At 72.2% G+C, this 25677-nt stretch carries 17 protein-coding genes, 2 tRNA genes and 5 pseudogenes; 9 read left to right on the top strand and 15 right to left on the bottom strand.

The features are described 5' to 3' along the window. Window positions 1-108 precede the first annotated feature (108 nt). Window positions 109-1098, top strand: a complete 990-nt coding sequence (locus BJF80_RS00115; protein WP_075810751.1) for a DUF808 domain-containing protein — start codon at window positions 109-111, stop codon at window positions 1096-1098. 13 nt (window positions 1099-1111) lie between these two features. Here BJF80_RS00115 and BJF80_RS00110 read toward each other — a convergent pair whose 3' ends face one another. Both BJF80_RS00110 and BJF80_RS00105 read right to left on the bottom strand, forming a co-directional pair. Continuing rightward, the gene (locus BJF80_RS00110; protein ID WP_075810750.1) at window positions 1112-1435 is read right to left on the bottom strand and encodes a hypothetical protein; all 324 of its coding nucleotides are present in this window, start codon (window positions 1433-1435) and stop codon (window positions 1112-1114) included. A gap of 26 nt (window positions 1436-1461) precedes the next feature. Next, complete coding sequence (locus BJF80_RS00105) at window positions 1462-2355, bottom strand: Bax inhibitor-1/YccA family protein (RefSeq protein ID WP_075810749.1); 894 nt, start codon at window positions 2353-2355, stop codon at window positions 1462-1464. Window positions 2356-2526: 171 nt separating this feature from the next. Here BJF80_RS00105 and BJF80_RS00100 point away from each other — a divergent pair, with 171 nt between their 5' ends. The 3 genes from BJF80_RS00100 to BJF80_RS00090 all read left to right on the top strand — a co-directional run bounded on the left by BJF80_RS00100 (window position 2527) and on the right by BJF80_RS00090 (window position 6026). Continuing rightward, window positions 2527-5016, top strand: a complete 2490-nt coding sequence (locus tag BJF80_RS00100; RefSeq protein ID WP_075810748.1) for a M14 family zinc carboxypeptidase — start codon at window positions 2527-2529, stop codon at window positions 5014-5016. A 40-nt stretch (window positions 5017-5056) separates the two neighbouring features. Then, window positions 5057-5130, top strand: a tRNA-Leu gene (locus BJF80_RS00095). A 68-nt stretch (window positions 5131-5198) separates the two neighbouring features. Beyond that, complete coding sequence (locus tag BJF80_RS00090) at window positions 5199-6026, top strand: uracil-DNA glycosylase (protein WP_075810747.1); 828 nt, start codon at window positions 5199-5201, stop codon at window positions 6024-6026. Between the two features lie 9 nt (window positions 6027-6035). Here BJF80_RS00090 and BJF80_RS18990 read toward each other — a convergent pair whose 3' ends face one another. The 7 genes and pseudogenes from BJF80_RS18990 to BJF80_RS00060 form a co-directional block, all read right to left on the bottom strand. After that, complete coding sequence (locus BJF80_RS18990; RefSeq protein WP_022924469.1) at window positions 6036-6194, bottom strand: hypothetical protein; 159 nt, start codon at window positions 6192-6194, stop codon at window positions 6036-6038. A 166-nt stretch (window positions 6195-6360) separates the two neighbouring features. Beyond that, window positions 6361-7318 (bottom strand): annotated as a pseudogene (locus BJF80_RS00085) (Ppx/GppA phosphatase family protein). Next, a complete protein-coding gene (locus tag BJF80_RS00080) occupies window positions 7315-7965 on the bottom strand; it encodes a DUF501 domain-containing protein (protein WP_022924471.1) in 651 nt (216 codons plus the stop codon). Before BJF80_RS00080 ends, BJF80_RS00085 begins: the two are co-directional and overlap by 4 nt. Before the next feature lie 23 nt (window positions 7966-7988). Beyond that, window positions 7989-8528, bottom strand: coding sequence for an FtsB family cell division protein (locus tag BJF80_RS00075; protein WP_075810746.1), 540 nt, complete (start codon window positions 8526-8528; stop codon window positions 7989-7991). 130 nt (window positions 8529-8658) lie between these two features. Further along, the gene (gene eno / locus BJF80_RS00070; protein ID WP_075810745.1) at window positions 8659-9939 is read right to left on the bottom strand and encodes a phosphopyruvate hydratase; all 1281 of its coding nucleotides are present in this window, start codon (window positions 9937-9939) and stop codon (window positions 8659-8661) included. A gap of 66 nt (window positions 9940-10005) precedes the next feature. Then, a complete protein-coding gene (locus BJF80_RS00065) occupies window positions 10006-10968 on the bottom strand; it encodes a nucleoside triphosphate pyrophosphohydrolase (RefSeq protein ID WP_237767352.1) in 963 nt (320 codons plus the stop codon). A gap of 61 nt (window positions 10969-11029) precedes the next feature. After that, window positions 11030-11569 (bottom strand): hypothetical protein, encoded by a 540-nt coding sequence (locus tag BJF80_RS00060; protein WP_075810744.1) that lies wholly within the window; start codon window positions 11567-11569, stop codon window positions 11030-11032. A gap of 54 nt (window positions 11570-11623) precedes the next feature. On the opposite strand from BJF80_RS00060, the gene BJF80_RS00055 reads away from it, so the two are divergent. Further along, window positions 11624-12070, top strand: coding sequence for a DUF6918 family protein (locus BJF80_RS00055; protein ID WP_075810743.1), 447 nt, complete (start codon window positions 11624-11626; stop codon window positions 12068-12070). Between the two features lie 174 nt (window positions 12071-12244). Here the strand turns inward: BJF80_RS00055 and mfd are convergent. Next, window positions 12245-15894 (bottom strand): annotated as a pseudogene (gene mfd / locus BJF80_RS00050) (transcription-repair coupling factor). Between the two features lie 189 nt (window positions 15895-16083). Between mfd and BJF80_RS18635 the strand changes: the two are divergent. Both BJF80_RS18635 and BJF80_RS00040 read left to right on the top strand, forming a co-directional pair. Beyond that, entirely contained in the window at window positions 16084-18174 is a 2091-nt protein-coding gene (locus BJF80_RS18635; RefSeq protein WP_075810807.1) for a TPM domain-containing protein, read from the top strand. A gap of 104 nt (window positions 18175-18278) precedes the next feature. Beyond that, window positions 18279-18993: pseudogene (locus BJF80_RS00040) on the top strand (PspA/IM30 family protein). A gap of 33 nt (window positions 18994-19026) precedes the next feature. Here the strand turns inward: BJF80_RS00040 and pth are convergent. The 4 genes and pseudogenes from pth to glmU all read right to left on the bottom strand — a co-directional run bounded on the left by pth (window position 19027) and on the right by glmU (window position 23153). Then, on the bottom strand, window positions 19027-19626 hold the full coding sequence (pth, locus tag BJF80_RS00035; RefSeq protein WP_075810742.1) for an aminoacyl-tRNA hydrolase: 600 nt from the start codon (window positions 19624-19626) through the stop codon (window positions 19027-19029). A gap of 78 nt (window positions 19627-19704) precedes the next feature. After that, on the bottom strand, window positions 19705-20427 hold the full coding sequence (locus BJF80_RS00030; protein WP_321166324.1) for a 50S ribosomal protein L25/general stress protein Ctc: 723 nt from the start codon (window positions 20425-20427) through the stop codon (window positions 19705-19707). Between the two features lie 242 nt (window positions 20428-20669). Then, window positions 20670-21649 (bottom strand): annotated as a pseudogene (locus BJF80_RS00025) (ribose-phosphate diphosphokinase). Next, window positions 21649-23153 (bottom strand): annotated as a pseudogene (gene glmU / locus BJF80_RS00020) (bifunctional UDP-N-acetylglucosamine diphosphorylase/glucosamine-1-phosphate N-acetyltransferase GlmU). Before glmU ends, BJF80_RS00025 begins: the two co-directional pseudogenes overlap by 1 nt. A gap of 91 nt (window positions 23154-23244) precedes the next feature. On the opposite strand from glmU, the gene BJF80_RS00015 reads away from it, so the two are divergent. Then, complete coding sequence (locus tag BJF80_RS00015; protein WP_075810741.1) at window positions 23245-23853, top strand: TetR/AcrR family transcriptional regulator; 609 nt, start codon at window positions 23245-23247, stop codon at window positions 23851-23853. A gap of 36 nt (window positions 23854-23889) precedes the next feature. Beyond that, window positions 23890-23968: transfer RNA gene (locus BJF80_RS00010), tRNA-Gln, on the top strand. A gap of 237 nt (window positions 23969-24205) precedes the next feature. Here BJF80_RS00010 and BJF80_RS00005 read toward each other — a convergent pair. Then, window positions 24206-24847 (bottom strand): transposase, encoded by a 642-nt coding sequence (locus BJF80_RS00005; RefSeq protein WP_143553911.1) that lies wholly within the window; start codon window positions 24845-24847, stop codon window positions 24206-24208. Window positions 24848-25677 lie beyond the last annotated feature (830 nt).

Below are 25677 nucleotides of genomic sequence, written 5' to 3'. Positions count from 1 at the left end.
CACCGGCCGCGCAGTCTGCGGCGGACCGGCCGCGCGGTATGCGGCAGACGCGCGCCCCGGCAGGTAGCCTGACGCGGACCGATCCGCTGCTTCCTGTGAGGTGACCCGATGGCCGCTGGCCTCGCTGCACTGCTCGACGACATCGCGGCCATCGCCCGCGTCGCCGCCGCGTCCGTGGACGACATCAGCGCTGCGGCCGGCCGGGCCGGCTCCAAGGCGGCCGGCGTCATCATCGACGACGCGGCGGTGACGCCGCGCTACGTCAGCGGCGTCGACCCCAGCCGCGAGCTGCCGATGATCAAGACGATCGCGATCGGCTCGATCCGCAACAAGCTGCTCTTCATCGTGCCGGCGGCGCTGCTGCTCAGCGTCTTCCTCCCCTGGTTGCTCACGCCGATCCTCATGGTCGGCGGCTGCTACCTCTCCTACGAGGGCGCGCACAAGGTGCTGGAGTGGCTGGGCGTGGGGCACGACGCGTCGCACGACGAGCCGGCCGTCGAGAAGGGTCCGGAGGCGGAGCAGAAGGTCACCTCGGGGGCGATCCGCACCGACTTCATCCTCTCCGCCGAGATCATGGTCATCGCGCTCAACGAGGTGTCCGAGGAGCCGCTGCTCAACCGTGCGATCGCCCTCGTCGTCGTGGCCCTCGCCATCACGGCCCTGATCTACGGCGCCGTCGCGCTCATCGTCAAGATGGACGACATCGGGCTGAACCTGTCGCAGCGCGAGTCCGAGGGGATCCAGAAGTTCGGGCGCGGCCTGGTCAAAGCGATGCCGATCGTCCTTCGGACCCTGTCCATCGTGGGTGTCGTCGCGATGCTCTGGGTCGGCGGGCACATCCTGCTCGTCGGCATCGACGAGCTCGGCTTCCACCCGATCTACGAGTTCGTGCACCACGCCGAGGAGGTCGTCGCCGGGCTCATCCCCGCGATCGCCGGATTCCTCACCTGGCTGACCAACACCTTCTTCTCGGCGATCCTCGGCCTGCTCGTCGGATTGCTCATCGTCGGCATCGTCTCGGTCCTGCCGTTCGGCGGCAAGGACGAGGACCACGGGAGCGACAGCGGCGCCGCGCACGCCGGCGCCGACAGCCCTTGACAGCGTCGAACGATCAGGGAAGCGAGCGCCGCACGGCGCGAAGGCGCTCACGCACAGCCTCGTCGGGAAGGCCCGCCTCGCGGCGGTCGTAGATCATCACCCGCAGCTGGTCGATGACCACGGCCGGACCGAGGTCGGGGACGCCCTCCTGCGGCTGACCGGTCACGCGGGCGGTCTCGTCCGCGAGCTCCTGCACCAGTCGCCGCAGTGCCGGGTATGCCCGGAGCGCGCGGTCCACCGGGAGCTGCGCCCAGCGCAGCGCGACCCGCTCCAGCTCGGTGTCGGCAGCACGGGACGCAGACGGCCCGCCGGCAGAGGAACTGCCGGCGGGCCGCATACCTGTCACGGGGTGACCAGGGTCGATCAGTCGCTGCTCTGCAGGATCGCGAAGAGCCGCAGGAACTCGATGTAGAGCCACACCAGGCTGGCGACCAGGCCGTGGCCCAGGAGCCAGGAGTACTTCTCCGGGGCGCCACCGCTCACCGCGCGGTCCACCGAGTCGAAGTCGACGGCGAGGGAGTAGGAGGCCAGCCCCACGCCGAACAGCGAGACGAGGACGCCGAGCGGACCGCTGTAGATGCCCCAGCCCTCACCGAAGCCCATGAACGATGCGGCGAGGTTGACGAGCAGGAAGACGAGGTAGCCCATGGCGAACATCCCGAAGATGCGTCGGCTCTTGCTCGTCACCTTGATGAAGCCGGCCTTCCAGCCGATGAACATGCCGGCGAAGGTCGCGACCGTCGCGATGACGGCGGTCGTCACCACGCCCTCGTACATGTCGTTGAAGGTCACGCTGACCGCGCCGATGAACAGCCCCTGGAGCACGGCGTGAGCGAGGATGAGCCCGACGTTGACTGATCTGCTGAAGCCGATGGCGAAGCTCAGCGCCAGCGAGCCGAACATGCCGACCAGCCAGATCGGCATGGCGACCTCAGGTCGCGGGCCGACGAACATCCAGGTCGCGGCGGCGACCGCCACGACGACGCCGAAGAGCATGAGGCTCTTGACGACGACGTCGTCGAGGGTGAGGCGACCGGTCTGCGCGGGGCCGGCAGGGGCCTGGTCGTACATGTCCTGCAACTGCTGCTCGGACATGGTCTCGCTCGGGCCGGGCTGGTAGCCGGTCGGCATGGGCGGTGCGCCCTGCGCCTGGCCGTACCCCTGCTGCGCGTAGCCGCCGGACTGCTGGCCGAAGCCGGCATACCCGCCCTGGGCGGCCTCCTTGTCGATGCGGTTGAAGACCGGGTTGACGGCCATGGAACCTCCAAGTCGTTCGGCACCGCGGTCGAGCGACCGCGATGTCAGGTGTCACCAGCATAAACGCGCGGGCCGACAGAAGGATTCCGCGCGCTCATCACGCTCGCGGCATCGATCTGGTCCGTGTCACCGGGTGCGGCTATCCTGGCGGCTCCCGTCCGAAGGAGTGGTATGCCGCGCCGCACCGGCACCCGCGCTCTCACCGGCGCCCTGGCCCTGGCGATGTCCGCCGGGCTGCTCGGTGTCCCCGCGACGGCTGGAGCCGCATCCTCGGGCGCCGTCGTCACGGCCCCGGTCACCACCCACCCGGGCGACGGCACCCCCTACCCGCGCCAGGAGCCGCTGCCCGAGCCGCCGGTCGACGACACCGACGCGGCGCTGAAACCCGGGCTGACGGCATACCACGACGTCTCGCGGCGGCTGAACGCCGCGATGGCCGGCTCCGACCGTGTCTCCGCCGAGGTCATCACGCAGACCGGGGGCGGCCGCGACGTCGTCCTCGTCACCCTGACCGCGCCCGAGACCCGGGGCCAGGCCCGGCAGCAGGAGCGGCTGCGCGACCTCATCACGGACGACCCCGCCCGGGCGGCCCGCGACCGGCAGCTCAGCAAGCGCTACAAGCTCCCCGTCTTCGTCAACGCCAACATCCACGGCAACGAGTTCGAGGGCACCGACGCAGCCCTGCGGCTCGTGGAGGACTACGCGACCAGCGAGGACCCCCAGGTCGTGGATCTTCTCGAGCGCTCGCGCATCCACCTCGTCGTGACGATGAACCCGGACGGCCGGCACGGCAACACCCGCCGCAACAGCGCCGGCTTCGACCTCAACCGCGACTTCGTCACCGCCACCCAGCCGGAGACGATCGCGGTGCGGGACGCGCTCATCGCGACGCAGCCCGCGCTCATGCTCGACCTGCACGGCTACGTCAACGGGACCCTGGTGGAGCCGACGACCCCGCCGCACGGGGAGAACTACGAGTACGACCTCTTCATCGAGCACGCCTATCCCAACGGCCTCGGCATGGAGGAGGCGATCAACGGGCTCGGCTACGACGCCGACGACGGGGTCGAGCCGGTCCAGGTGCCGCTGCGCGACTGGGACGAGGGCTGGGATGACTGGCCGCCGATCTTCACCCCGCAGTACGCCGCGCTGCACGGGGCCGTCGCGCACACGATCGAGGTGCCGCTGCGGGTCAACAACTCCTCCTACGACCTGCCCGTGGAGGAGCTCGAGCGCCGCTCGCGGATCAACACCGACATCGCGCACGCGGCGGTCACCGCGACGCTGGAGTATGCCGCCACGCACCGTGACGAGCTGCTCGCCGACCACATCGAGATCTTCCGGCGGGGCGAGGCCGGCGAGCCGCAGACGCCGGTCGAGGAGGGTCTCTTCGACGGGGTCATCGGGCCCGAGGACGTCTACACCACGACCTACCCGCGCGCCTACGTCATCCCCGTCGGCGACCAGCAGCGGTCGGCCCCGGCCACCGCCCGGCTGGTCGAGCACCTGCTCGCCAACGACGTCGAGGTGACGCGGCTGACGCGCTCCGTCACGCTGTCGGGCCGCAGCTACCCGGCGGGGAGCTATGTCGTCGACATGCACCAGGCCAAGCGCGGGATGGCGAACACGCTGCTCGGCCGGGGCACCGACATCTCCGACCGGGTAGACGCGATGTACGACATCTCCGGGTGGAGCCACGGGCTGCTCTGGGGTGCCGATGTCCTGACCGTGCCCGAGGGCGACCCGCTGCGGATCCGGGGTCGTGTCGTCGACGAGGTGGATCTCGAGGGCTCGCTGCCCCGCAGCCGCAGCGGTTGGACGCTGCCGATGACCGACCCCGCCGACGTGCAGGCCGTGAGCCTGCTGCTGGAGCAGGGCGTCCCGCTGGAGCTGCTCGAGGACGGCCGGGTGCTCGTGCCGCGCGGCTATCCCTGGGCCGCGGGCAACGTGGTCCGCCGGTTCGGGGTGGAGCTCGACGCGGCGCCCCGGCGGGCCTCCGGCGAGCCGCTGGACCCCTCGGCCCGGACGGTCGGCGTGGCCGGCAGCGCCGAGGAGCGGTGGGCCTTCGGCGAGATGGGTCTGACCGCGCGCGAGGTGAGCACCGAGTCGCTCAACGACGGGATGGACCTGACCGAGCTCGACGCGCTGTATGTCTCCAGCGGCCTCGCCTGGGACGACCTCGACGAGGAGGCCCGTGCCGAGCTGCGGGACTTCGTCGCGGACGGGGGCGGTCTCGTGGGGCGCGGTGTGGCGGGCACCAGCCTGGCCAACTCCCTCGGCGTGATCGAGGCGACGCCGGTGCGCGGACGCGGTGACGCCAACGGTGTCGTCCGGGTGGACAACGACCAGGAGAGTCCGGTCGCCTCCGGCGCAACACCTCACACCTTCGTCTACTCCCCCGTCTGGTTCTCCGACCTGGGCGACGACGTGCGGGTGGACCAGCGACTCGGTGCGGACCCCGTGGTGAGCGGGCACTGGAGGCCGACGCCCAGCGGTGAGGGCGGCCCGGAGGCCGGCGCGGGTCAGCCGCTCGCGATCAGCCACGACGGCGAGGACTCCCGCGCGGTGCTCCTCGGCAGCGAGCCGCTCTTCCGGGCCCACCCCAAGGGCCAGTTCGCCCTCGTCGCCCGCGCCGTATTCTGGACCGGCGCCGGTCGGTAGGCCGGGCGGCCCTCCATCAGGCGTCCGGCGTCCGGATCCTGCCCCCGTAGCCCAATCGGCAGAGGCAGCCCACTTAAAATGGGCGCAGTGCGGGTTCGAGTCCCGCCGGGGGCACCTGTCGCAGATCGGTGGCGACGACTCCTGCGCTCCGCGCCGTGGGCGTGGGGCGGCAGGATGGGGGTATGCCCGCGCGCACCGACCCGCACCCGGTCACCGGCCACGAGTTCCCCTCGCCCGTCCCGCCCGGCACGGGCTGGCCGCAGGACCCGGCCGACCCCGGCACCCGCGTCGCGCGTTCCGAGGGCGGGGTGCGCCGGCTGGCCGCCAGGGCCCGCGACCTGGCCACCCTCGACGCCCGGGTCAGCGTGTGCGCCGCCTGCCCGCGCCTGGTCACGTGGCGTGAGGAGGTCGCGAGCACGCGGCGGGCCGCCTACGCCGACCAGCCCTACTGGGGGCGTCCTGCGCCGGGCCTCGGCGACCCTCACCCGCAGGTCCTCGTCGTCGGCCTGGCGCCCGCGGCGCACGGGGCCAACCGGACCGGGCGCATCTTCACCGGGGACCGCTCCGGAGACTGGATCTATGCCGCGCTGCACCGTGCCGGCTACGCCAGCCAGGCCTCGTCCACGCACGCGGGGGACGGCCTCACCCTGGGCACCGTCCGCATCACCGCCGCGGTCCACTGCGCCCCACCGGACAACGCGCCGACGCCGGCCGAGCGGCATACCTGCGGGATCTGGCTGCAGCGCGAGCTCGCCCTGGCCGAGCCGAGCCTGCGCTCGGTCCTCGCCCTGGGCGGGATCGGGTGGGACGCGTTCCTCGTCGCCGCGCGCACCCTCGGGTGGGAGGTGCCACGTCCCAAGCCGCGCTTCGGCCACGGCGCGCAGGCGCGGCTCACCACCGGCTCGGGTCGGGAGATCCGGCTGGTCGGCAGCTATCACGTCAGCCAGCAGAACACCTTCACCGGCCGCCTCACCGAGACCATGCTGGACGACGTCGTCGCCCGCCTGTGAGGGCACGGCTCACGCAGCGGTGGCGGCCGCGGCGCCCGGCATGACGACCGGTGGGCAGTCGCATCCCTCGCCGCACGGCAGGTAGGTATGCACCGGGTGGGTGCAGCTCAGGCAGCTCAGGTCGTGGGGCAGGTGCTCGACCTGCCAGGTCTGGTGGGTGTCCGGCATGATTCGTCCTCCGGGGGTGCCGAGGACCGGGGGGCCGTGCCAGAGACGGCTGCACATGGATGAGGGGCCCTCGGCAGTATGAGTGCCGAGGACCCCTCGGACACGCCGTCACGAGGACGGTCGGTCCTGGGTCAGGACCGGGTCCGGCGCGCGAGGTGTGGACGACTCAGGCCAGGGAGAGGGCGATGCCGTCGAGGATGTCGGTCTCCGAGGCACGCACGGTCGCCAGCCCGGAGTCGTGCGCCACCCGCTGCACCACGGTCCGCCACACCAGGCTCCGGCCCCGATGACGTCGACCCTGCCTCGTGCATGAACGGCAGCTCGCGCCGTCGCGACCGCGGGCTCAGCAACAGGTCGGTGCAGGCGTCGACCACGCGGTCGACCTCGAGCTCGGCACCGTGGATGGCCTCGCGCCGGTATGCCGGCAGGTCCAGCGCGTGCGCGGTCACGGTCGTCACCGACCCCGCCAGCCCCACCAGCGTGCCCACCCCGGTGAGGTCGACCGTCGAGGCCACCTCGTCGACCGCGCGCACGATGTCGGAGAGGGCCGCCCAGACCTGGTCCTCGCTCGGCGGGTCGTCGCGCAGGTGACGCTCGGTCAGCCGGACGCAGCCGATGTCCACCGAGCGAGCGGCGGCAACCCCCGTGCCCGCCTCGTCCCCGAGGACGAACTCGGTCGAGCCCCCGCCGATGTCGACGACGAGGTAGGGGCCCGGGGCACCGTGCCCCCGCAGCGGCCCGGTGGCCCCGGCGAAGGACAGCGCCGCCTCCTCCTCGCCGCTCACGACCTCGGGCGTCACGTCGAAGCCGGCGAAGGCCTCCTGGACGCCGGCCACGAAGTCGGCCGCGTTCGAGGCGTCGCGCGAGGCCGAGGTGGCCACGAAGCGGACGCGCTCGCAGCCCGCCTCACGGCACTGGTCGGCATACCCCTGCGCGGCCGCGAGCGTCCGCTGCATCGCGGCCTCGCTGATCGCGCCGGTCGCGTCGATGCCCTCACCCAGCCGCACGATCTGCATCTCGCGGTGCACCTCGCGCAGCGCGGGCCCGTCGGGGCCGGCCTCGAGGTCGGCGACGAGCAGCCGGATCGAGTTGGTGCCGCAGTCGACGGCACCCACGCGCGTCATGCGGCGGACCCGCCCTGGCGCCCGCGGGGCGCGTCGTCGGCGACCTCCTGCGCCGCGGGGTGGGCCTGCTCGGCCTCGGGCAGCGGGTGGTGCTTGGGGCAGGAGTCGCAGCGCTCGTCCTCGACCGCCGAGACGCCGGAGCAGCAGCCGCCCTCCCACCAGGTCGGCAGGGCCGCGATCGCCTCGTCGCCGAGCGGGTTGACCCCGGGACCGGCCCCGAGGCTGTGCGCCACGAGCACGTGCAGGCACTTGACCCGGTTGGGCATGCCGCCGGCGCTGATGCCCGCGATCTCGGGGACGTGGAGGAGCTCCTCGCGGCGGCGCAGGTAGTCGTCGTGCGCCTGGGCATACTCCCAGCGCAGGCTCTGGTCCTCGGCCAGCCGCCGCGACATCTGCTTCATCAGCCCCTCGCTCTCGAGGGTGGAGATGGCGCCGGTCAGCTTGGGGCAGGTGGCGTAGAAGCTGGTGGGGAAGGGGGTGCCGTCCGGCAGCCGGGGCTCGGTGCGGATGACGGTGGGGCAGCCGCAGGGGCACCGGTGCACGATGGCCACGACGCCGCGCGGTTCCCGTCCGAGCTGGCGCCGGATGACCTCGAGATCCTCCTCGGTGGGGGTCTCGTCCAGCGTGGTGCGGTCGAGTTCGCTCATGTCCTTCTCTGCGGGGCCGTTGCTCACGGCTCCGTGGTCTCGGGGAGCCCTTCGTTCGCGATCTTCACGGATTCCCACACCTGGCCGTACCACGGGCTGTCGGCAATCACGTCATCGCTCACCGGGGCCATTCCTGGCAACGTCTCAGTGTAGTCGCTCCCGGTGTCGTCGATGACCGTGAAGGCGGTCTCGCCCTCCTTGACGAAACGCAGCCGCTCACGGGCCTGCTGCTCGACGTAGTCGTCGTCCTCCCAGCGCTCCAGCTCGGTCTCCAGCGCGGCGATCTCCTCGCGTTCGGTCTCGATCTCCTGGTGCAGGGCGTTGATGTCGGCGCGCTGCCGCAGGAAGCCGGACAGCGCGGGGGCGACGACGAGCGCCATGACGACGAGGAGCACGCCGAGGGTGATGAGCCGGCGCACGTGCACCGGCGCCTGCCGCGCGCTGGGCAGCGTCGCGGCACGGGACCGGCCACCCGGTCGCGAGGAGGTGCGGCGCGCGGGACCCGTCGGCCTGCTGCCGGCGCGCGAGGTGCGCCGGTCGCGGGGGCCGCGGGCCGTGCTCATAGATGCTCCTCGGGCGTGCGGGCGGGAGGGGTGTGACAGGTGTGGCCAGGGTATGCCCGTGGTCACCGGGTGCGGGGACGCCGCGCCGGGCGGCGAGCGGAACGCCGGCCCGGGCGGCGACGGACCGGGCTCAGCCGCGGAAGCGGGGGAAGGCGCCGGCGCCGGCATACACCGCGGCGTCGTCGAGCTCCTCCTCGATGCGCAGCAGCTGGTTGTACTTCGCGACCCGCTCCGAGCGCGCCGGGGCCCCGGTCTTGATCTGCCCGCAGTTGGTGGCGACCGCGAGGTCGGCGATGGTGACGTCCTCGGTCTCGCCGGAGCGGTGGCTCATCATGCAGCGGAAGCCGTTGCTCTGGGCGAGGGCGACCGCGTCCAGGGTCTCGGTGAGCGAGCCGATCTGGTTGACCTTGACCAGCAGCGCGTTGGCGGCGCGGTCGGTGATGCCGCGCTGCAGCCGTTCGGGGTTGGTGACGAAGAGGTCGTCGCCCACGAGCTGGACCTGGTCGCCGAGCTGCGCGGTCATCTGCGCCCAGCCCTCCCAGTCGTCCTCGTCCAGCGGGTCCTCGATGGAGACGAGCGGGTAGGCGTCGACGAGCTCGGCGTAGTACTTGACCATGTCGGCGGCCTTGCGCTTCTTGCCCTCGAAGGTGTACTTCCCCTTCTCGCAGAACTCGGTGGCCGCGACGTCGAGCGCGAGCGCGATGTCCGAGCCGGGGGTGTAGCCGGCCTTCTTGATGGCCTCCATGATGAGGTCGAGCGCGGCCCGGTTGGACTCCAGGTCGGGGGCGAAGCCGCCCTCGTCGCCCAGCCCGGTGTTGAGCTTGCGGGACTTCAGCACGCCCTTGAGCGCGTGGTAGACCTCGGTGCCCCAGCGCAGCGCCTCGCGGAAGCTCGGCGCGCCGATCGGGGCGATCATGAACTCCTGGATGTCGACGTTGGAGTCGGCGTGCGAGCCACCGTTGAGGATGTTCATCATCGGCACCGGCAGGACGTGGGCGTTGGGGCCGCCGACGTAGCGGAAGAGCGGGAGCCCGGCGGAGTCCGCCGCGGCCTTGGCGACGGCCAGCGAGACGCCGAGGATGGCGTTGGCGCCGATCTCGCCCTTGTTGCCGGTGCCGTCGGCGGCCAGCATCTCGGTGTCGACGAGGCGCTGCTCGGAGGCGTCGAAGCCGAGCAGCCGCGGCTCGAGGTCGTCCATCACCGCGGCGACGGCGTTCTCCACACCCTTGCCGAGGTAGCGGCTCTTGTCACCGTCACGGCGCTCCACCGCCTCGAAGGCACCGGTCGAGGCACCGGAGGGGACGGCGGCGCGGGCGACGGTGCCGTCGTCCAGGCCGACCTCCACCTCGACGGTGGGGTTGCCTCGGGAGTCGAGGATCTCGCGGGCGATGATGGCATCGATGGCAGCCATGTGCGCTCCTTTCGCGGGGGCGTCTGGGGATCGACCGGCAGCACCGGCGGTATGTCGTCGGCCAGCCTAGCGCCGCGCGGAGCTCTCGGGAGGCGGGCCGGGGCCATCGGCGCCCCGGCGTGCCGCGGCCTCCACCTGGCGGAGGGTGTGCCGCAGCGCCTGGTCGGGATCCACGCCGCGGGCGCGCAGGTCGAGGACTGTCCGCAGGAGCGGCGCGCCGGGGTCGCCCTCTGCCTCGAGCGATGCGACCCGCTCGTCGAGCCTTGCCCCCTCGCCCGCCTTCGCCAGTCGCGAGGCGACCTTGGCCGCGCGGGCGAGGGAGGGCATACCGGTGGGTATGCCGTCGAGCGGGTGCTCGCGGGCGGGCGCCCCGGAGGACTCCTGCGCCTTGATCTGCTCCCAGTTGTGCGCGACGTCGGCAGCCCCCGAGACCTGCGTGTCGGCGAAGACGTGCGGGTGGCGGCGGACGAGCTTGGCGACCAGCCCTGCGGCGACGTCGTCGACGTCGAAGGGCTCCTCCTCGTGCTCGGCGCCGACCCGGGCGTGGAAGAGGACCTGGAGCAGCACGTCGCCGAGCTCGTCGATCGCGTGCTCCCGGGCGTCCCCCACGGCGGCGTCGAGGTCGTCCAGGACCTCGGCGGCCTCGTGCGCCTCCTCGACGAGGTAGGGGACGAGGCTGGCGTGCGTCTGCTCGGCGTCCCACGGGCAGCCACCCGGCGAGCGCAGCCGGTCCATCACCGCGACGGCGTCCAGCAGCCGGGCGCCCGGGGTGTCCCACGACCCGACGAGCAGCTCCAGGGCGGGCGGGTCGTCCTCCGGCAGCTGGACGGCGAGCGCCTCGGCCAGGCCGGGGTCGCCGTCGGGCGAGCCGACCCAGACCACCGCGCCGTCGAGCGCGAGCAGCTCGGCGGCCCGCTGCTGCGGCGTGGCGTCGGGACCGGCGGGCCTCACCTCGATCCCGGCCGCGGCGAGCGCCCGCGGGGTGGGGGCATCGGGATCGGCCGCGAGCACGTGGTCGGCGCAGCGCACCGCCTGCCAGGCGGCAGCCGACAGCAGCCCCGGCGCACCCGGGGGGAGGTGAGCAGCAGGCTCAGTCCGACGGGGAGCTGATCCACCCGGGCACCTGCGGGAGCACGCCGTCGCCCGAGGCGCTCCACGACCCGAAGCGCGGGTTGACCTCGACCTCGAGGGCGCCGATGTCCTCCGCGCTGAGGGTCTGCAGCTCGGCGATGACCGGCGCGAGCTCCTCGTCGGCGAGCGCCTCCTGGTCGCCCAGGAGCGCGCCGTACTCCTGGAAGGTCACCGCCTGGACCGTGAGGTCGCTGGCCTCGCCCTCCAGCCCCGCCTCGGAGAGCACCCGCCGGGCGTCGCTCTCGGTCACCTCGTAGCTGGTGTCGTTGAAGGAGCGGTGGAGCAGCGGCGCGACGCCCGCCTGGTAGATCACGGTCGCCACGGCCACCGGCTCGGGCGAGACCTCGCTGAGCTGCTCGGCGGCCTCCTGGACCTCGGCCACCGAGTAGCCGGTGCCCTCGATGACGACGCCCTCGGTCATCCCGAGGCCGCTGCTGCACCCGGTGAGGGCCAGCGCGGCGACCGCGGCGACGGAGGGGAGGGTGTATGCGCGCTTCACGCGGCTCATCATCGCACGGCCCGCGCCTCGGGCGGCCCCTGGCATGCTCGGCCCATGAGCACCAGCACCCTGAGCACCGCCCTCCTCGATCCGGGGACACGACCCCGCGTGGTCGACGCGCTCCTCGTCCTGGCCGACGCGGAGATCTCCACCAAGAAGGGCATCTCCGGCACGATGCTCAAGACCGCCTTCGCCGGGGCGAAGAAGGCCAGCGAGAGCAACGTGCGCAAGGGCGTGGACCGGCTGCTCCCGGGCATGGCCCGCTCGCTCGACCCGCACTACGAGGCGAAGGGCGAGGTCGCCTTCGGCCGCTATCTCTCGGACCCGGCACGGTCGGGCCAGGTGGCCGATGAGCTGCTCGCGGTCGCCGACTCCGCCGCCGCGCGCGTCGAGGGCAACCCGCTCGGCAAGGTGTATGCCTCCTTCCGCGGCAAGGCGAAGGAGCACGTCGTCGCGGCGCTCCCCCGGCTCGGCGCCACGCTCGAGACCTTCGTCCCCTGAGCGAATACCCGGCTTGGGTGCCTTCGACCGGCGCCCCCTGACTCAACGCCCCCGCCGGACCTGAACACGCTTATGCAGGCGGAGCGAAGGTTATTTCCTACGCTCCGGCTGCGTCAGCGTGCTCAGGTACGGGTGTGACTGGTGTGGCGTGTTCAGATTCCGCGAGTTGCGGGCTCAGCGGGCGCCGACCGCCGCGAAGTCGTCGAGCAGCACCGCGTGGATGAGCTGGGAGGCCCAGTCGAGGATCTCCTGGTCGCGCAGCGGCTTGCCGCCGACCGCGGCCGTCTTCGGTGCGGGCACGAGGATCTGCCGCAGCGCGGGCTTGATGATCGTGCCGCGGTAGACCCGGGTCAGGCGCAGCTGCTGGCTCTCCCGCAGGTTCTCCACCGGCGCGAAGCGCACCATCTGCCCCTGCATCGCGACGTCGCTGATGCCGGCCTCGCGCGCCACCGTCCGCAGCCGCGCGACCTCGAGCAGCGTCTGCACCGGGGTCGGCGGCTGGCCGTAGCGGTCCACCAGCTCCTCGCGGATCTGCTCCAGCTCGGCCTCGTCGGCGACCTGTGCCAGCTTGCGGTATGCCTCGAGCCGCAGCCGCTCCCCCGGCACGTAGTCGTGCGGCAGGTGGGCGTCGACCGGCAGCTCGATCTTGACCTCGGGCGGCGCCTCCTTCCCCTCGCCCTTGAAGGCGGCGACGGCCTCGCCGACGAGTCGGACGTAGAGGTCGAAGCCGACGCCCTCGATGTGACCGGACTGCTCACCGCCGAGGAGGTTGCCGGCACCGCGGATCTCCAGGTCCTTCATCGCGACCGCCATGCCGGCACCGAGGTCGGTGTTGGCGGCGATCGTCTGGAGGCGGTCGACGGCCGTCTCGGTGAGCGGCTTCTCCGGCGGGTAGAGGAAGTAGGCGTAGGCCCGCTCCCGGCCGCGACCGACGCGGCCCCGGAGCTGGTGCAGCTGGGAGAGCCCGAAGGCGTCGGCCCGGTCCACGATGAGGGTGTTGGCGTTGGAGATGTCCAGGCCCGTCTCGACGATCGTCGTGCACACGAGCACGTCGAAGCGCCGCTCCCAGAAGTCGACGACGACCTGCTCCAGCCGGTGCTCGCCCATCTGGCCGTGCGCGGTCTCGATGCGCGCCTCCGGCACGAGATCGCGCAGCCGGGAGGCCACCTTCTCGATCGAGCTCACCTTGTTGTGCACGAAGAAGACCTGCCCCTCGCGCAGCAGCTCGCGCCGGATCGCGGCGGCGATCTGCTTCTCGTCGTAGCCGCCGACGAAGGTCAGCACCGGGTGCCGCTCCTCCGGCGGGGTGGCCAGGGTCGACATCTCCCGGATGCCGGTGATCGCCATCTCCAGCGTCCGCGGGATCGGCGTGGCCGACATGGCGAGCACGTCGACGTTGGTCCGCAGCGCCTTGAGCTGCTCCTTGTGCTCGACGCCGAAGCGCTGCTCCTCGTCGATGATGACCAGCCCCAGGTCCTTGAAGCGCACCGTCGAGCCGAGCAGCCGGTGGGTGCCGATGACCAGGTCCACCGAGCCGTCGGCGATGCCCGCGACGACCTCGCGCGCCTCCTTGTCGGACTGGAAGCGGGACAGGGCCCGGACGACGACGGGGAACTGGGCATACCGCTCGGCGAAGGTCTGCAGGTGCTGCTGCACGAGCAGCGTGGTCGGCACGAGCACCGCGACCTGCTTGCCGTCCTGGATCGCCTTGAAGGCGGCGCGGACCGCGATCTCGGTCTTGCCGTAGCCCACGTCGCCGCTGATGAGGCGGTCCATGGGCACGGTCTTCTCCATGTCCTCCTTGACCTCGTCGATCGAGACCAGCTGATCCGGGGTCTCGGCGTAGGCGAAGGCGTCCTCGAGCTCGCGCTGCCACGGGCTGTCCGGGCCGAAGGCGTGGCCCTGCGTGGCCTGCCGCGCGGAGTAGAGCCGGATGAGCTCGGCCGCGATCTGCTTGACGTGCCGGCGCGCCCGCGACTTGGTCTTCTGCCAGTCCGCGCCACCGAGCCGGTGGAGGGTGGGCGCCTCGCCGCCGACGTACTTCGTCAGCTGGTCCAGCTGGTCGGTCGGCAGGTAGAGCCGGTCTCCCGGTTGGCCCCGCTTGGACGGGGCGTACTCCAGCACGACGTACTCCCGCGTCGCGCCCTGCACCTGCCGCTGCGCCATCTCGACGAACCGGCCGACGCCGTGCTGCTCGTGCACGACGAAGTCGCCCGGGCGCAGCTGGAGCGGGTCCACCTGCTGCCGCCGGCGCGAGGGCATCCGCCGCATGTCCTTGGTGCTGCCGCCGGTGCCCTGGTTGCCGGTGAGGTCGGTCTCGCCGAGCAGAACGAGACCGTCGTCGCCGAGCACGTAGCCCCGCCCGACCCGACCGGTGGTCACCGTCACCCGCTGCGGGTCGAGGGTCTCGGGCAGCCCGTCGGCCCCCTCGTGCAGCCGGTGCGGCACCTCACGCTCGGTCAGCACCTCACCGACGCGGCGGGCGAGCCCGGCACCGTCGAGCGCGAGCACGACCGGACGCCCCTGCGCCAGCCAGCCGCGCAGGTCCGTGGTCAGTGCGTCGACGTCGCTGCGGTATGCCGTCACCGGGCTGGAGGGGATCGTCACCGCGGGCGACCGGTCGGCTCCCTCGTCCGGCTCGTCGGCGACCGCGCCCTCGTCGACGAACTCCTCCAGCGACTCGTCCGCGGCGAAGGCGGTGAGCGTCCACCACGGCACCCCGGCGTCCAGGGCGTGCCGGCGCATGTCGGCGAGCGACCAGGACGAGGCCGTCCCGAGCAGCTGCTGCAGGTCGATGGGGACGGCGGCACCGCCCCCGGCCGCGGCCGCCCACCCGGCTTGCATGAACTCCTCGCTGGTCCGCACCAGGTCGTGCGCCCGGGTGCGCACCCGCTCCGGGTCGAGCACGACGACCCGCGAGTCCTGCGGCAGCACGTCGACGAGCGTCTCCATGCCGTCCACGAGCGCCGGAGCCAGTGACTCCATCCCCTCGACGGCGATACCCTCGGCGATCTTCTCGAGCAGGTCACCCGCGCCGGGCAGGGTGTCGACGAGCTCGGCGGCCCGCGCCCGCACGGCGTCGGTGAGCAGCACCTCCCGGCACGGGGGCGCATACAGGCCGTGGCTCGCGATCTCCAGGCTGCGCTGGTCGGCGACCTTGAACCACCGCACCTCCTCCACCGTGTCACCCCAGAACTCGACCCGGACCGGGTGCTCCTCGGTCGGCGGGAAGACGTCGAGGATGCCGCCGCGCACCGCGAACTCGCCGCGCCGCTCGACCATGTCGACCCGGGTGTAGGCCGCCGCCGCGAGCGCCTCGCGACCTCGGTGAGCGGGCGCTCCTCCCCTGCCGCGAGCCGGACCGGGACGAGGTCGCCGAGACCACGGACGATCGGCTGGAGCAGGGCGCGCACGCTCGCGACGACCACCTGGACCGGCCCGGCGAGCGGGTCCTCCCCCGTGCGGTCCGGGTGGGCCAGCCGGCGCAGCGTCGCGAGGCGGTGACCCACGGTGTCCGAGCGGGGGCTGAGGCGCTCGTGCGGGAGCGTCTCCCAGCTGGGGAAGCCGGCGACGACGTCGGGCCCCTCCGGCAGCAGCTCGCCGAGCACCCCGACGAGGTCGTCCGCCTCGCGGCCGGTCGCCGTCACCGCCAGGACCGGGCCCGAGGCCTCGGCCGTCGCGAGCAGGGCGACCAGGCTCGGGTGCAGCCCGGGGGCGGCCGACACCTCCAGCGCGGGGACACCGGTCCCCGCCCCGGCGGACTCCAGCACGCCCGACACGGTCTCCTCGGCACGAGCGGCGGCGAGGAGGGGCGCGAGCGACATGAACAGCTCCTTGGCGAGCGCGTCAGACAGGGTGAGGGTGCAGCGGGCGAGACCGGTCGCGGCTGCCGGATCAGTGTACGGCGCGCCGACCGGGGGGCCGCGACGCTCTGGCGGGCGGCGACCGCGCCGGGACGGCCCCGCCGCGCGTCGGAGGTGGCGCGGGTGGGTGCGGTCGGGCAGGATCGCCACGTGAGTCGTTCGACACATCGCGCAGGAGCGGGGCGCCACCGGCGTCCCCGCCACGTCCTCGTCGCAGCCCTGGCGCTCGCCGCCTCCGGTGTCGCCGTGCCGGCGGCGGCGGAGGAGCCGACCTACCTCGAGGACGCTGTCTTCGACCCCGTCGACGCGCTGACTGACGCCGAGGAGCAGAGCGCGGCCGAGCAGATCGAGACGCTGCGCGAGGAGACGGGGCTGCAGCTCTTCGTGGCCTATGTCGACACCTTCACCGACACCTCGGGGTCCACGATCGACGGCCGGGAGTGGGCCGAGCTCACCTCGCAGGAGTCCGGTATGGGTGCCGGTGACCTGGTGCTCGCCGTCGCCGTCGACCAGCGCGCCTACGGGCTCGGCGACATCGGGGAGACGCTGAGCGACGCACAGCTGCAGACCATCCGGCTCGAGGACGTCGAGCCGCGGCTGGCCCAGGACGACTGGGCGGGAGCGATCGAGGGCGCGGTCGACGGCTTCGCCCGGGAGTACGAGCAGGGTCCGTCCTCGGGCGGGGTGAGCGTGCCGGACGGCGAGGACGTCTATCCGCAGTCCTCCGGGAGCGGGCTGGGCGGCGCCTTCCCGCTGCTGTTCTTCGCCCCGCTGGCCATCGGCGGGGTCGCCATGGTCGTCCAGCGGGTGCGGCGCCGTCCGGACCCGGGCGCGAAGGCGCCGGACCGGGCGCAGGGCCCGAGCCTGCCCGAGCTGCACCGGCAGGCCTCGGAGGCCCTGGTCGGCATGGACGACGCCGTGCGCTCGGCGGGCGAGGAGCTGGACTTCGCGCGGGCGCAGTTCGGCGAGCAGCAGACCCAGGCCTTCAGCGCGGCGCTGGAGCGCGCGCGGGCCGCGGCCCGGGAGGCCTTCGCGCTGCGGCAGCAGCTCGACGACGACTCGGAGGAGGCGGAGAGCGTCCAGCGCGGCATGCTCGGCCGCATCCTGGAGCTGACCGGGCAGTCCCGGCAGGAGCTGGACGCGCAGACCGAGGAGTTCGCGCGGCTCCGCTCGCTGCAGGACCGTGCCCCGCAGTTCCTCGCCGAGCTCGAGACCCGGGCCCGTGAGACCCGTGACCGGCTGCCCGTCGCCGAGCAGGAGCTGAGCGGCCTGCGCGCGCGTCACCCCGAGCAGGCGCTGGCCACGGTGCGGGCCAACCTGGAGCGCTCGACCAACCTGCTGGACTCGGCCGACGGCTTCGTCACCGCCGGACGGCAGTCGCTGGAGCGGGACGACCGGGCCTCCGCCGTCGCGGCCGCCCGGGCCGCGGAGGAGTCGATCGGACAGGCCGCGGCGCTGCTGGACCAGGTCGCCGAGGCGGACGCCCAGCTGCGTGGCGCCGACGAGGCGATCGCCGAGGGCATCGCCTCGTTGTCCGCCGACCTGCAGGACGCCCGCCCGCACGGGGGCGAGCCGACCATCGCCCAGGCCGTCCAGCGGGCCCGCGCCGCGATCGAGCAGGCCCAGGGCAGCGGGCGCGGCGGGGATCCGCTGCGCGCGCTGGCCGAGCTGGACGCCGCCGAGCACGCCCTCGACGCCCTGCTGGAGCCGTTGCGCGAGGCCGACCGCCACCAGGCCAAGCTGCGCGGCGACTTCGAGGCCCGCGTCAGCCGGGTCGGGGCACGGTTGCGCAGCATCGACCAGACGGTGTCCACCGCGCGGGGTGCGGTGAACAGCTCGGCGCGCACCCGCATCTCCGAGGCCCTGCGGCTCTACGACGACGCCGTCACCCGGGCGTCGGAGTCGCCGACCGCCGCGATGGACCTGCTCACCCGCGCCGAGCAGCTCGGCGAGCGGGCGCTGACCGAGGCGCAGCGCGACACCGACCACTGGGGCAGCGGGTCCGGCGGGTTCGGCTCGCCCTACTCCCGGGGCCGGTCCCGGGGCATCGACCCCTGGTCGGTGATCCTCGGTGGCATCCTCTCCGGTGCCGGCAGCTCGCACCGGCACCGTGGCGGCTGGGGCGGGGGTGGCTTCTCCGGCGGCGGTTTCGGCGGCGGCGGGGGATTCGGTGGCGGCAGCTTCGGCGGTGGTGGTTTCGGTGGCGGCGGAGGGGGGAACTTCTCTGGCGGCCGCTTCTGAGCAGTCCTGGTGCAGCGCAACCGGAGGTGGCGCCCGCACGTCATACCCTCGACATCAGACCAGCAGGACCCGCGACCTCGCGGGCGGAGAAAGGATGAGACCAGATGACGCAGAAGCAGACGATCCTCGGCCGGGTGGGCCAGCTGGCACGGGCAACATCAACGCGCTGCTGGACCGCGCCGAGGACCCGGAGAAGATGCTGGATCAGCTGGTCCGGGACTACTCCAACTCGATCGCCGAGGCGGAGGAGGCGGTGGCGCAGACCATCGCGAACGTGCGCATGGCCGAGGCCGACCTGCAGACCGACCGCGATGCCGCGGCCGAGTGGGGGCGCAAGGCGGCGGCCGCGTCGCGAAGGCCGAGGAGATGCGCGGCGCCGGCGACCCGGACGGCGCCTACAAGTTCGACAACCTCGCGCGGGTCGCCCTGGGCCGCCAGATCCAGCACGAGAACGACGTCAAGAACGCCGAGCCGACCATCGCCCAGCAGAACGAGACGGTCGAGCAGCTCAAGGGCGGTCTGGTCACCATGAAGACCAAGCTGGAGGACCTCAAGTCGCGCCGCAGCACGCTCGTCGCCCGGGCCCGCTCGGTCGAGGCGCAGGAGAAGGTCCAGGACGCCATGTCCTCGATCGACGTCATGGACCCGAGCAGCGACCTGTCCCGGTGGGAGGACTCCATCCGCAAGCAGGAGGCGATGGTCGCCGGGCGGGCCGAGGCGCAGTCGGCCAGCCTGGAGGACCAGTTCGCCGAGCTGGAGAGCAGCAGCGGGGACGCCGAGATCGAGGCCCGGCTGCAGCAGCTCAAGAGCCCGGGCTGAGCCCAGCCCCCGCCCGGACCGGTGGGTCTGGGCTCAGCGCACGTGAAAGCGCTGCTGGGTGGCCTCCAGGCCACGCTGGGCCAGGTCGATGACGGCGTCCTCACCGTCGCCGACGAGCAGCTCCACCTCGATGCGGTCGCGCGCCGGGAAGTCGGAGAGCACGTAGTCGGCCGGGTCCTGGCGGCCGGGCGGGCGGCCGATGCCCAGGCGGACCCGCAGGTAGTCCCGGCTGCCGAGGGACTGGCTGATCGAGCGCAGTCCGTTGTGCCCGCCCTCGCCGCCACCCCGCTTGAGCCGGACCTGCCCAGGCTCGATGTCGAGCTCGTCGTGCACGACGACCACCTGCTCGACCGGCACCTTGTAGAACTTCGTGAGCCCGGAGACGGGGCCGCCGGAGACGTTCATGTAGGTCATGGGCCGGGCGAGCACGGCACGCGGGCCGGGCAGTCCTTCCGGCAGCGTCCCGAGCCGCACCTCGGCGGCCCAGGCCCGGCCCGCCTTGTGCTCGCGCAGGCTCGCCCCCGCCGAGGCCGCCATCGCCTCGACCACCATCGCACCGATGTTGTGCCGGTGACCGGCATACCTCGGACCGGGGTTGCCCAGGCCGACCACGAGCCAGGGTGCCTCGCTCATCGTTCCTCCTCCACCGATCGAGGGCCGTGACGCGACAGTGGCCGCACCCGGGAGCACCCGGACGCGGCCACGTCGCGATCACGCCGCAGGCGCCGGAGCGCCCGCCACGGGGTCAGTCGTCCTTGGCCTCGGTGTCTTCGCCGCCCTCGGCCTCGCCACCCTCGGCGTCGCCCTCGGCAGCTCGGCGTCGTCGTCGGACTCCTCCTGCTCGATGCCGACCTCGGCCTCGGCCTCGGCGAGCTCGGCCTCCAGGGCCTCCTCGGACACCTGCTGCGAGACATTGACGACCAGCGCCTCCGGGTCGGTGACCAGGGTGACACCGTCGGGCAGCTCGACCTCGCCGGCCAGGATCTGGGTGCCGGCCTCGAGTCCCTCGACCGAGACGACCAGCCACTCGGGGATGCTCGTGATGGGAGCCTCGACCTCGAGCGTGTTGTAGTCGGTGGTGACGACCGTCTCCGGGGCGGCCTCGCCCTCGATGTGGACGCCGACCTCGACAGTGACCTTCTCACCCGCACGCACGACGACGAGGTCGACGTGCTCGATGAAGCGCTTGATCGGGTCGCGCTGCACGTCCTTGGCCAGGGCCATGTGCGACTCGCCCTCGACGTCCAGCGTCAGGACGGCGTTGCTGTGGCGCAGCGCCAGCATGGTGTCGTGGCCGGGCAGCGACAGGTGCAGCGGTGGGGTGCCGTGGCCGTAGAGGACGGCGGGCACCTTGTCGGCGCGCCGGATGCGGCGGGCAGCACCCTTGCCGAACTCGGTGCGCTTCTCGGCGGGAATCTTCAGCTCGTCAGCCATGCGGTCAGACCTTCTTCGTGCGGGTATGCGGTGTGCAGGGTCAGGCCTCGACGCGGGACACCGCGCGGGGCAGCGTCAGCCGTGAGCTCTTCGTCGATGACGGACACCGTGCAGCGTCCCTCGCCGAGGCAACGCCGAGGAGTCTATCGCCCACGCACGGGGCGCACGAAATCCCGCGTCCTCACGGTGCTGGACATCGGTTCGCGGGACGGGCCCCGCAAACCGATGTCCAGAACGGCAGGTCAGGCGCGGCCCTCGAACATGGAGGTCACCGAGCCGTCCTCGAAGACCTCACGGATGGCGCGGCTGACGAGGGGGGCGATCGAGAGCTGGGTGAGCTTGTCCATCGCCAGCGCCTCGTCCGAGAGCGGCAGCGTGTTGGTGACGATGACCTCGGTCGCCACGGACTTCGCGAGCCGCTCGACCGCAGGCTCGGAGAAGATCGGGTGCGTGGCGGCGATGACCACCTCGTTGGCACCGTCTTTCATGAGCGCCTCCGCCGCCTGGCAGATCGTGCCACCGGAGTCGATCATGTCGTCGACGAGGATGCAGGTGCGGCCCTCGACCTCGCCGACGACCCGGTTGGCGACGGACTCGTTCGGGCGGGTGACGTCGCGGGTCTTGTGGATGAAGGCCAGCGGCACGCCGCCCAGCTTGTTGCTCCACCACTCCGCGACCTTGATCCGGCCGGCGTCCGGGGAGACGACGGCCAGCTGGCGGTCGCCGTACTTCTCCTTGACGTGCTTGGACAGGATCGGCGTGGCCATGAGGTGGTCGACGGGGCCGTCGAAGAAGCCCTGGATCTGGGCGGTGTGCAGGTCCACGGTCAGCAGCCGGTCGGCGCCAGCGGTCTTGAACATGTCGGCGATGAGCCGGGCCGAGATCGGCTCCCGGCCGCGGTGCTTCTTGTCCTGGCGGGCATACCCGTAGAACGGCAGCACCACGGTGATCCGCTTGGCCGAGCCGCGCTTGAGCGCGTCGACCATGATGAGCTGCTCCATGATCCACTCGTTGACCGGCGCGACGTGGCTCTGGATGACGAAGCGTCGCAGCCACGGACCGACTCGTCGAAGCGGACGTAGATCTCGCTGTTGGCGAAGCTGTGCGCCTGCATCGGCACGAGATTGGTGCCCAGCTCGGCGGCGACCTCGTCGGCGAGCGCCGGGTGCGCCCGGCCGGAGAAGACCATGAGGTTCTTCTCGGTCGTCTTGTGGATCCCCATCAGCTCTCCTCCGTGCTCGGCTCGTCCTGCGGTATGCCCTCGCCACCGGTCCCGGTCGCCTCCTCGGCGGCCGCCGCGGTGGCGGTCCCGGCGCGGCGCCGCGCCACCCAGCCGTCGACGTTGCGCTGGCGGGCGCGGGCGACCGCGATCTGACCCGGCCCGACCCGGCCCTCGATGGTGGAGCCGGCCGCGACATACGCCCCGTCGGCGATGTCGACCGGCGCGACGAGCACCGAGTCGGACCCGACGAAGCTGTGCCGGCCGACCGTGGTGCGGTGCTTGGCGACGCCGTCGTAGTTGGCGAAGATCGTGCCGGCGCCGATGTTGGCGCCCTCCCCGATCGTCGCGTCGCCGCAGTAGGTGAGGTGCGGGACCTTGGCGCCCGGGCCGATGTCGGCGTTCTTGGTCTCGACGAAGGCGCCGATCTTGCCGCCCTCGCCGAGCACGGTGCCGGGGCGCAGGTAGGAGAACGGGCCGACCGTGGCGTCGCCGCCCACCACCGCATGCTCGGCCTGGGTGCGCACGACGCTCGCGCCGTCGCCGATCTCGCAGTCGGTGAGCGTCGTGTCCGGGCCGATCGTGGCCTCGGCGCCGACGGTCGTCGCGCCGAGGATCTGGGTGCCGGGCCGCACGACGGTGTCCTGGCCGATCGTGACGTCGGCGTCGATCCACGCGGTGGCGGGGTCGACGACGATGACGCCGTCGCGCATGTGCCGCTCGACGACCCGGCGGTTGAGCTCCTTGCCGAGGGCCGCGAGCTGCACCTTGTCGTTGACCCCCTCGGTCTGCATGAGGTCGGTGACCGGGTGGGCCACGACGGTGCGACCCTCCTCGCGGGCGATCTTGATGACGTCGGTGAGGTACTTCTCGCCCTGCTCGTTGGCCTGCCCCACCTGGTCCAGCGCGCGGCGCAGCACCTCGACGTCGAAGGCGTAGATGCCGGAGTTGAACTCGCGGATGTCGACGACGTGGCCGTAGTCCGGGTCGCCGGCGTCGCGGCGCTGCACCGCGTCCTTGAACTCCATGATCTCGGCGAGCTCGCCGTCGCGTCGCGCACGACGCGGCCGTAGCTGCCGGCGTCGTCCACGACGGCGGAGAGGAGGGTCACGGCCGAGCCTCGCTCCTCGTGCACCCGGGTCAGCTCGCGCAGGGTCTCGCCGGAGAGCAGCGGCACGTCACCCATGGTGACGAGCACCGTGCCGGTGAGACCGTCGGGGAGGGCGCCGAGCCCGCACTCGCAGGCGCGACCGGTCCCCGGGACCTCGTCCTGGTCGGCGACGATCGCGCCCGGGTCGACCTCGGCGACGTGCGCGGCGACCCGCTCCCGCTCGTGCCGGACGACGACGGCGAGGTGCTCCGGCGAGGCCTGGCGGGCGGCATGCATCGCGTGCCCGACGAGGGATCGACCACCGATGCGGTGCAGCACCTTGGGGATGGAGCTCTTCATCCGGGTGCCCTGCCCGGCGGCGAGGATGATGACGGCGGCGGGGTGGTGGGGCGTCACGGGACCGACTGTACCTGTGCAGGATCGCGCCGCGACCCGCCCTTGGCATGATGGGGTGGTGAGCTCCAGCACGAAGACCTCCCGACACCGGATGACCGGCCCGCAGCGGCGGCAGCAGCTGATCGAGGTGGGTCGCTCGCTCTTCGCCGAGCGGGGCTTCGAGGGCACGAGCGTGGAGCAGATCTCCGAGGCGGCCGGGGTGTCCAAGCCGGTGATCTACGAGCACTTCGGCGGCAAGGAGGGGTTGTACGCCGTCGTCGTCGACCGCGAGATCCAGGCGCTGCTCGGACAGATCACCGACGCGCTCACCGCGCACGAGGGCAATGCCCGGGCGCTGCTCGAGGCGGCGGCGATGGCGCTGCTGGACTACATCGAGCACTCGACCGACGGCTTCCGGATCCTCGTGCGGGACAGCCCGCCCGGGCAGTCGACCGGGTCCTTCGCCTCGCTCATCAGCGACATCGCGACCCAGGTCGAGCACATCCTCGCCGCGGAGTTCAGGCGGCGGCGGCTGGACCCCAAGACCGCCCCGCTGTATGCCCAGATGCTCGTCGGCATGGTCGCCATCCCGGGCGGCTGGTGGCTCGACTCGCGCAAGATGAAGAAGGACGACGTCGCGGCGCACCTGGTCAACCTCGCGTGGAACGGCCTCGCCGGCATGGAGGCCCGCCCGACGCTGCGGACCAGGGCCAAGAGCTGAGCCCGGCCGTTAGGCTGGCGGGGTGCTGCGGCACGTTCCCCGGTTGCTCTGCTGGTAGGGGCCGCCTGACTTTGAATCAGGATTAGCGACGCAGGTTCGATTCCTGCCCGGGGAGCCCAGGCGCCGTCACATAAGTGGCGAGTCAGGGTTCACATAAGTTCCCCGTGACCCTCCCAGTGGGGGCGGTGCGAGCAGCTCCGGGGCTACGTGAGGCGGTCAGAGACGCCAAAGCCGCCGAAAACGTGCGGCCAAGACTCAGCAACTGGGACGATCCGACCTCTGGGAGGCCGCACGGCGCGATTTTGGCAGCACAAGTTGGGCACGCATAGCGCGCGCCTCTGGAGCGGGCTGGTCAGCCGGGCGGCGACTTGGCTACGGGCTTGGGGGCTCGACGCTTGATGAACAGCGGGGGGAGATCCTCGTCCGCCTCGCTGTATGTCTGCGGCTCAGCGGATGCGCGAGCTCGCAGGGACCGGATGGCCAACAAGTTATGGACGAGTGCAGCGATACCGACAGCCATGGCCGTCTTCACCGTTCCGAAGACCTGGATGGACCCGTGTCGCAAGAGGGACTGGTGCCCCTTCATCGCCGAGTTCCAGGACTCGACGTGCTCCCGCCGGGCGTAGTCCCTTATCCATGCCTTGGTCCCGTAGGGGAAGCGTTGTCGCTCCCGGGCCTCGACCGTCGGCCCTATGGTCACGGTGTTGCCGCAACCGCACACTCCCCCTCGTTCACACCGGGTCAGCGGTCCAACCCCCCGCATCGAGGCTGGCGTGTTCGGGCACCGCACCTTGCCGGAGAGAGCGGGCCCCTTGAACCGTTGCGACCCGTCGGGCGTCGGGCTGTTGAGCGGAATGAAGCGATAGGCCCGGCGTGGCTCATGTTGGTCGGCCCACGCTCCCAGGACCTCGAAGTCGTGGACCAGCGGGCGAGCCGGCAGGTCGATGAGTGCGTCCGGGATCGCGCTCGTGTACAGCGCCCCGTCGATCCACACCGTCCCGGCGATCGGTCCGGGCCGTCGCCCCCGCTGCAACTTGTGCAGGTCCAGGGTCTGAGTGATCCCCCGGTCCCGTAGGGGGGTGGCCCAGGTGTCGTGAGTGCAGTACGTGTAGCCCCGGTCGGCGACAACTTTACTCACTGTCAGCCCGGCTCAACGTAGTGCGTCGATCGCGTCTATCCCGCTGCGACCCTTGTGAGTGCCACCTGGGCGGACGGACAGGCACAGGATGAGAGGCAGGACGTAGCCCTGCGTGGCGCACAGGCGGGTGCTGGCTCCGAGGGTGACGTCGTACCCGGTGAACACCTCCCCCTTTCGACCCTTCTTGCTCGTGCGGAACGCCTTGTCGGGCGTCCGGGTCGAGGGTGTGCTGCTTACGACCGTCCGCGCCGATGCGGGGCCATCCCTCCTTGCTCCGCAACTTGCGCTTCTTCACTTCCTGCGGGGCGGGGAGCTGCCCGGGCTCGACGTCGGGGTCGTCGTCCCAGCTCTGGGGGTGAGCCCACGACTCCTGGTCTGTCGCGTCGATGGCGATGGCCCCGGTCACCATGGACGGCACGACTCCTGCGATCGCGAGGCGCGTGCCCCAGTCGTCGTGGGTGAACACCTGCGGACAGTCCGAGGGGCAGGGTGAGACCACGCCGGTATCGGGATCGGCGCCCAAAGGATGGGGGTGGTTCAAGCCCCCCTCTGCCAAAAGGTTGGCTATCCGCTTATGTGCCCAGTAGTGACGAGGCTCGTCGAAGTTCCTCAGTGATGCTCACTGATTTTCCCCACCTTGGGCGGGGTTCAGTGTAGCGGTCGGCGGGTGCCGGTGGTGGCGGCGC

Origin of the sequence: Serinicoccus sp. CUA-874, from assembly GCF_001942225.1 — a bacterium.
In the GTDB taxonomy this organism is placed as follows: Bacteria; Actinomycetota; Actinomycetes; order Actinomycetales; family Dermatophilaceae; genus Ornithinicoccus; species Ornithinicoccus marinus.
The sequence above is the reverse complement of the archived record's forward strand: the minus strand, read 5'-3'. Positions and strand labels throughout refer to the sequence as shown.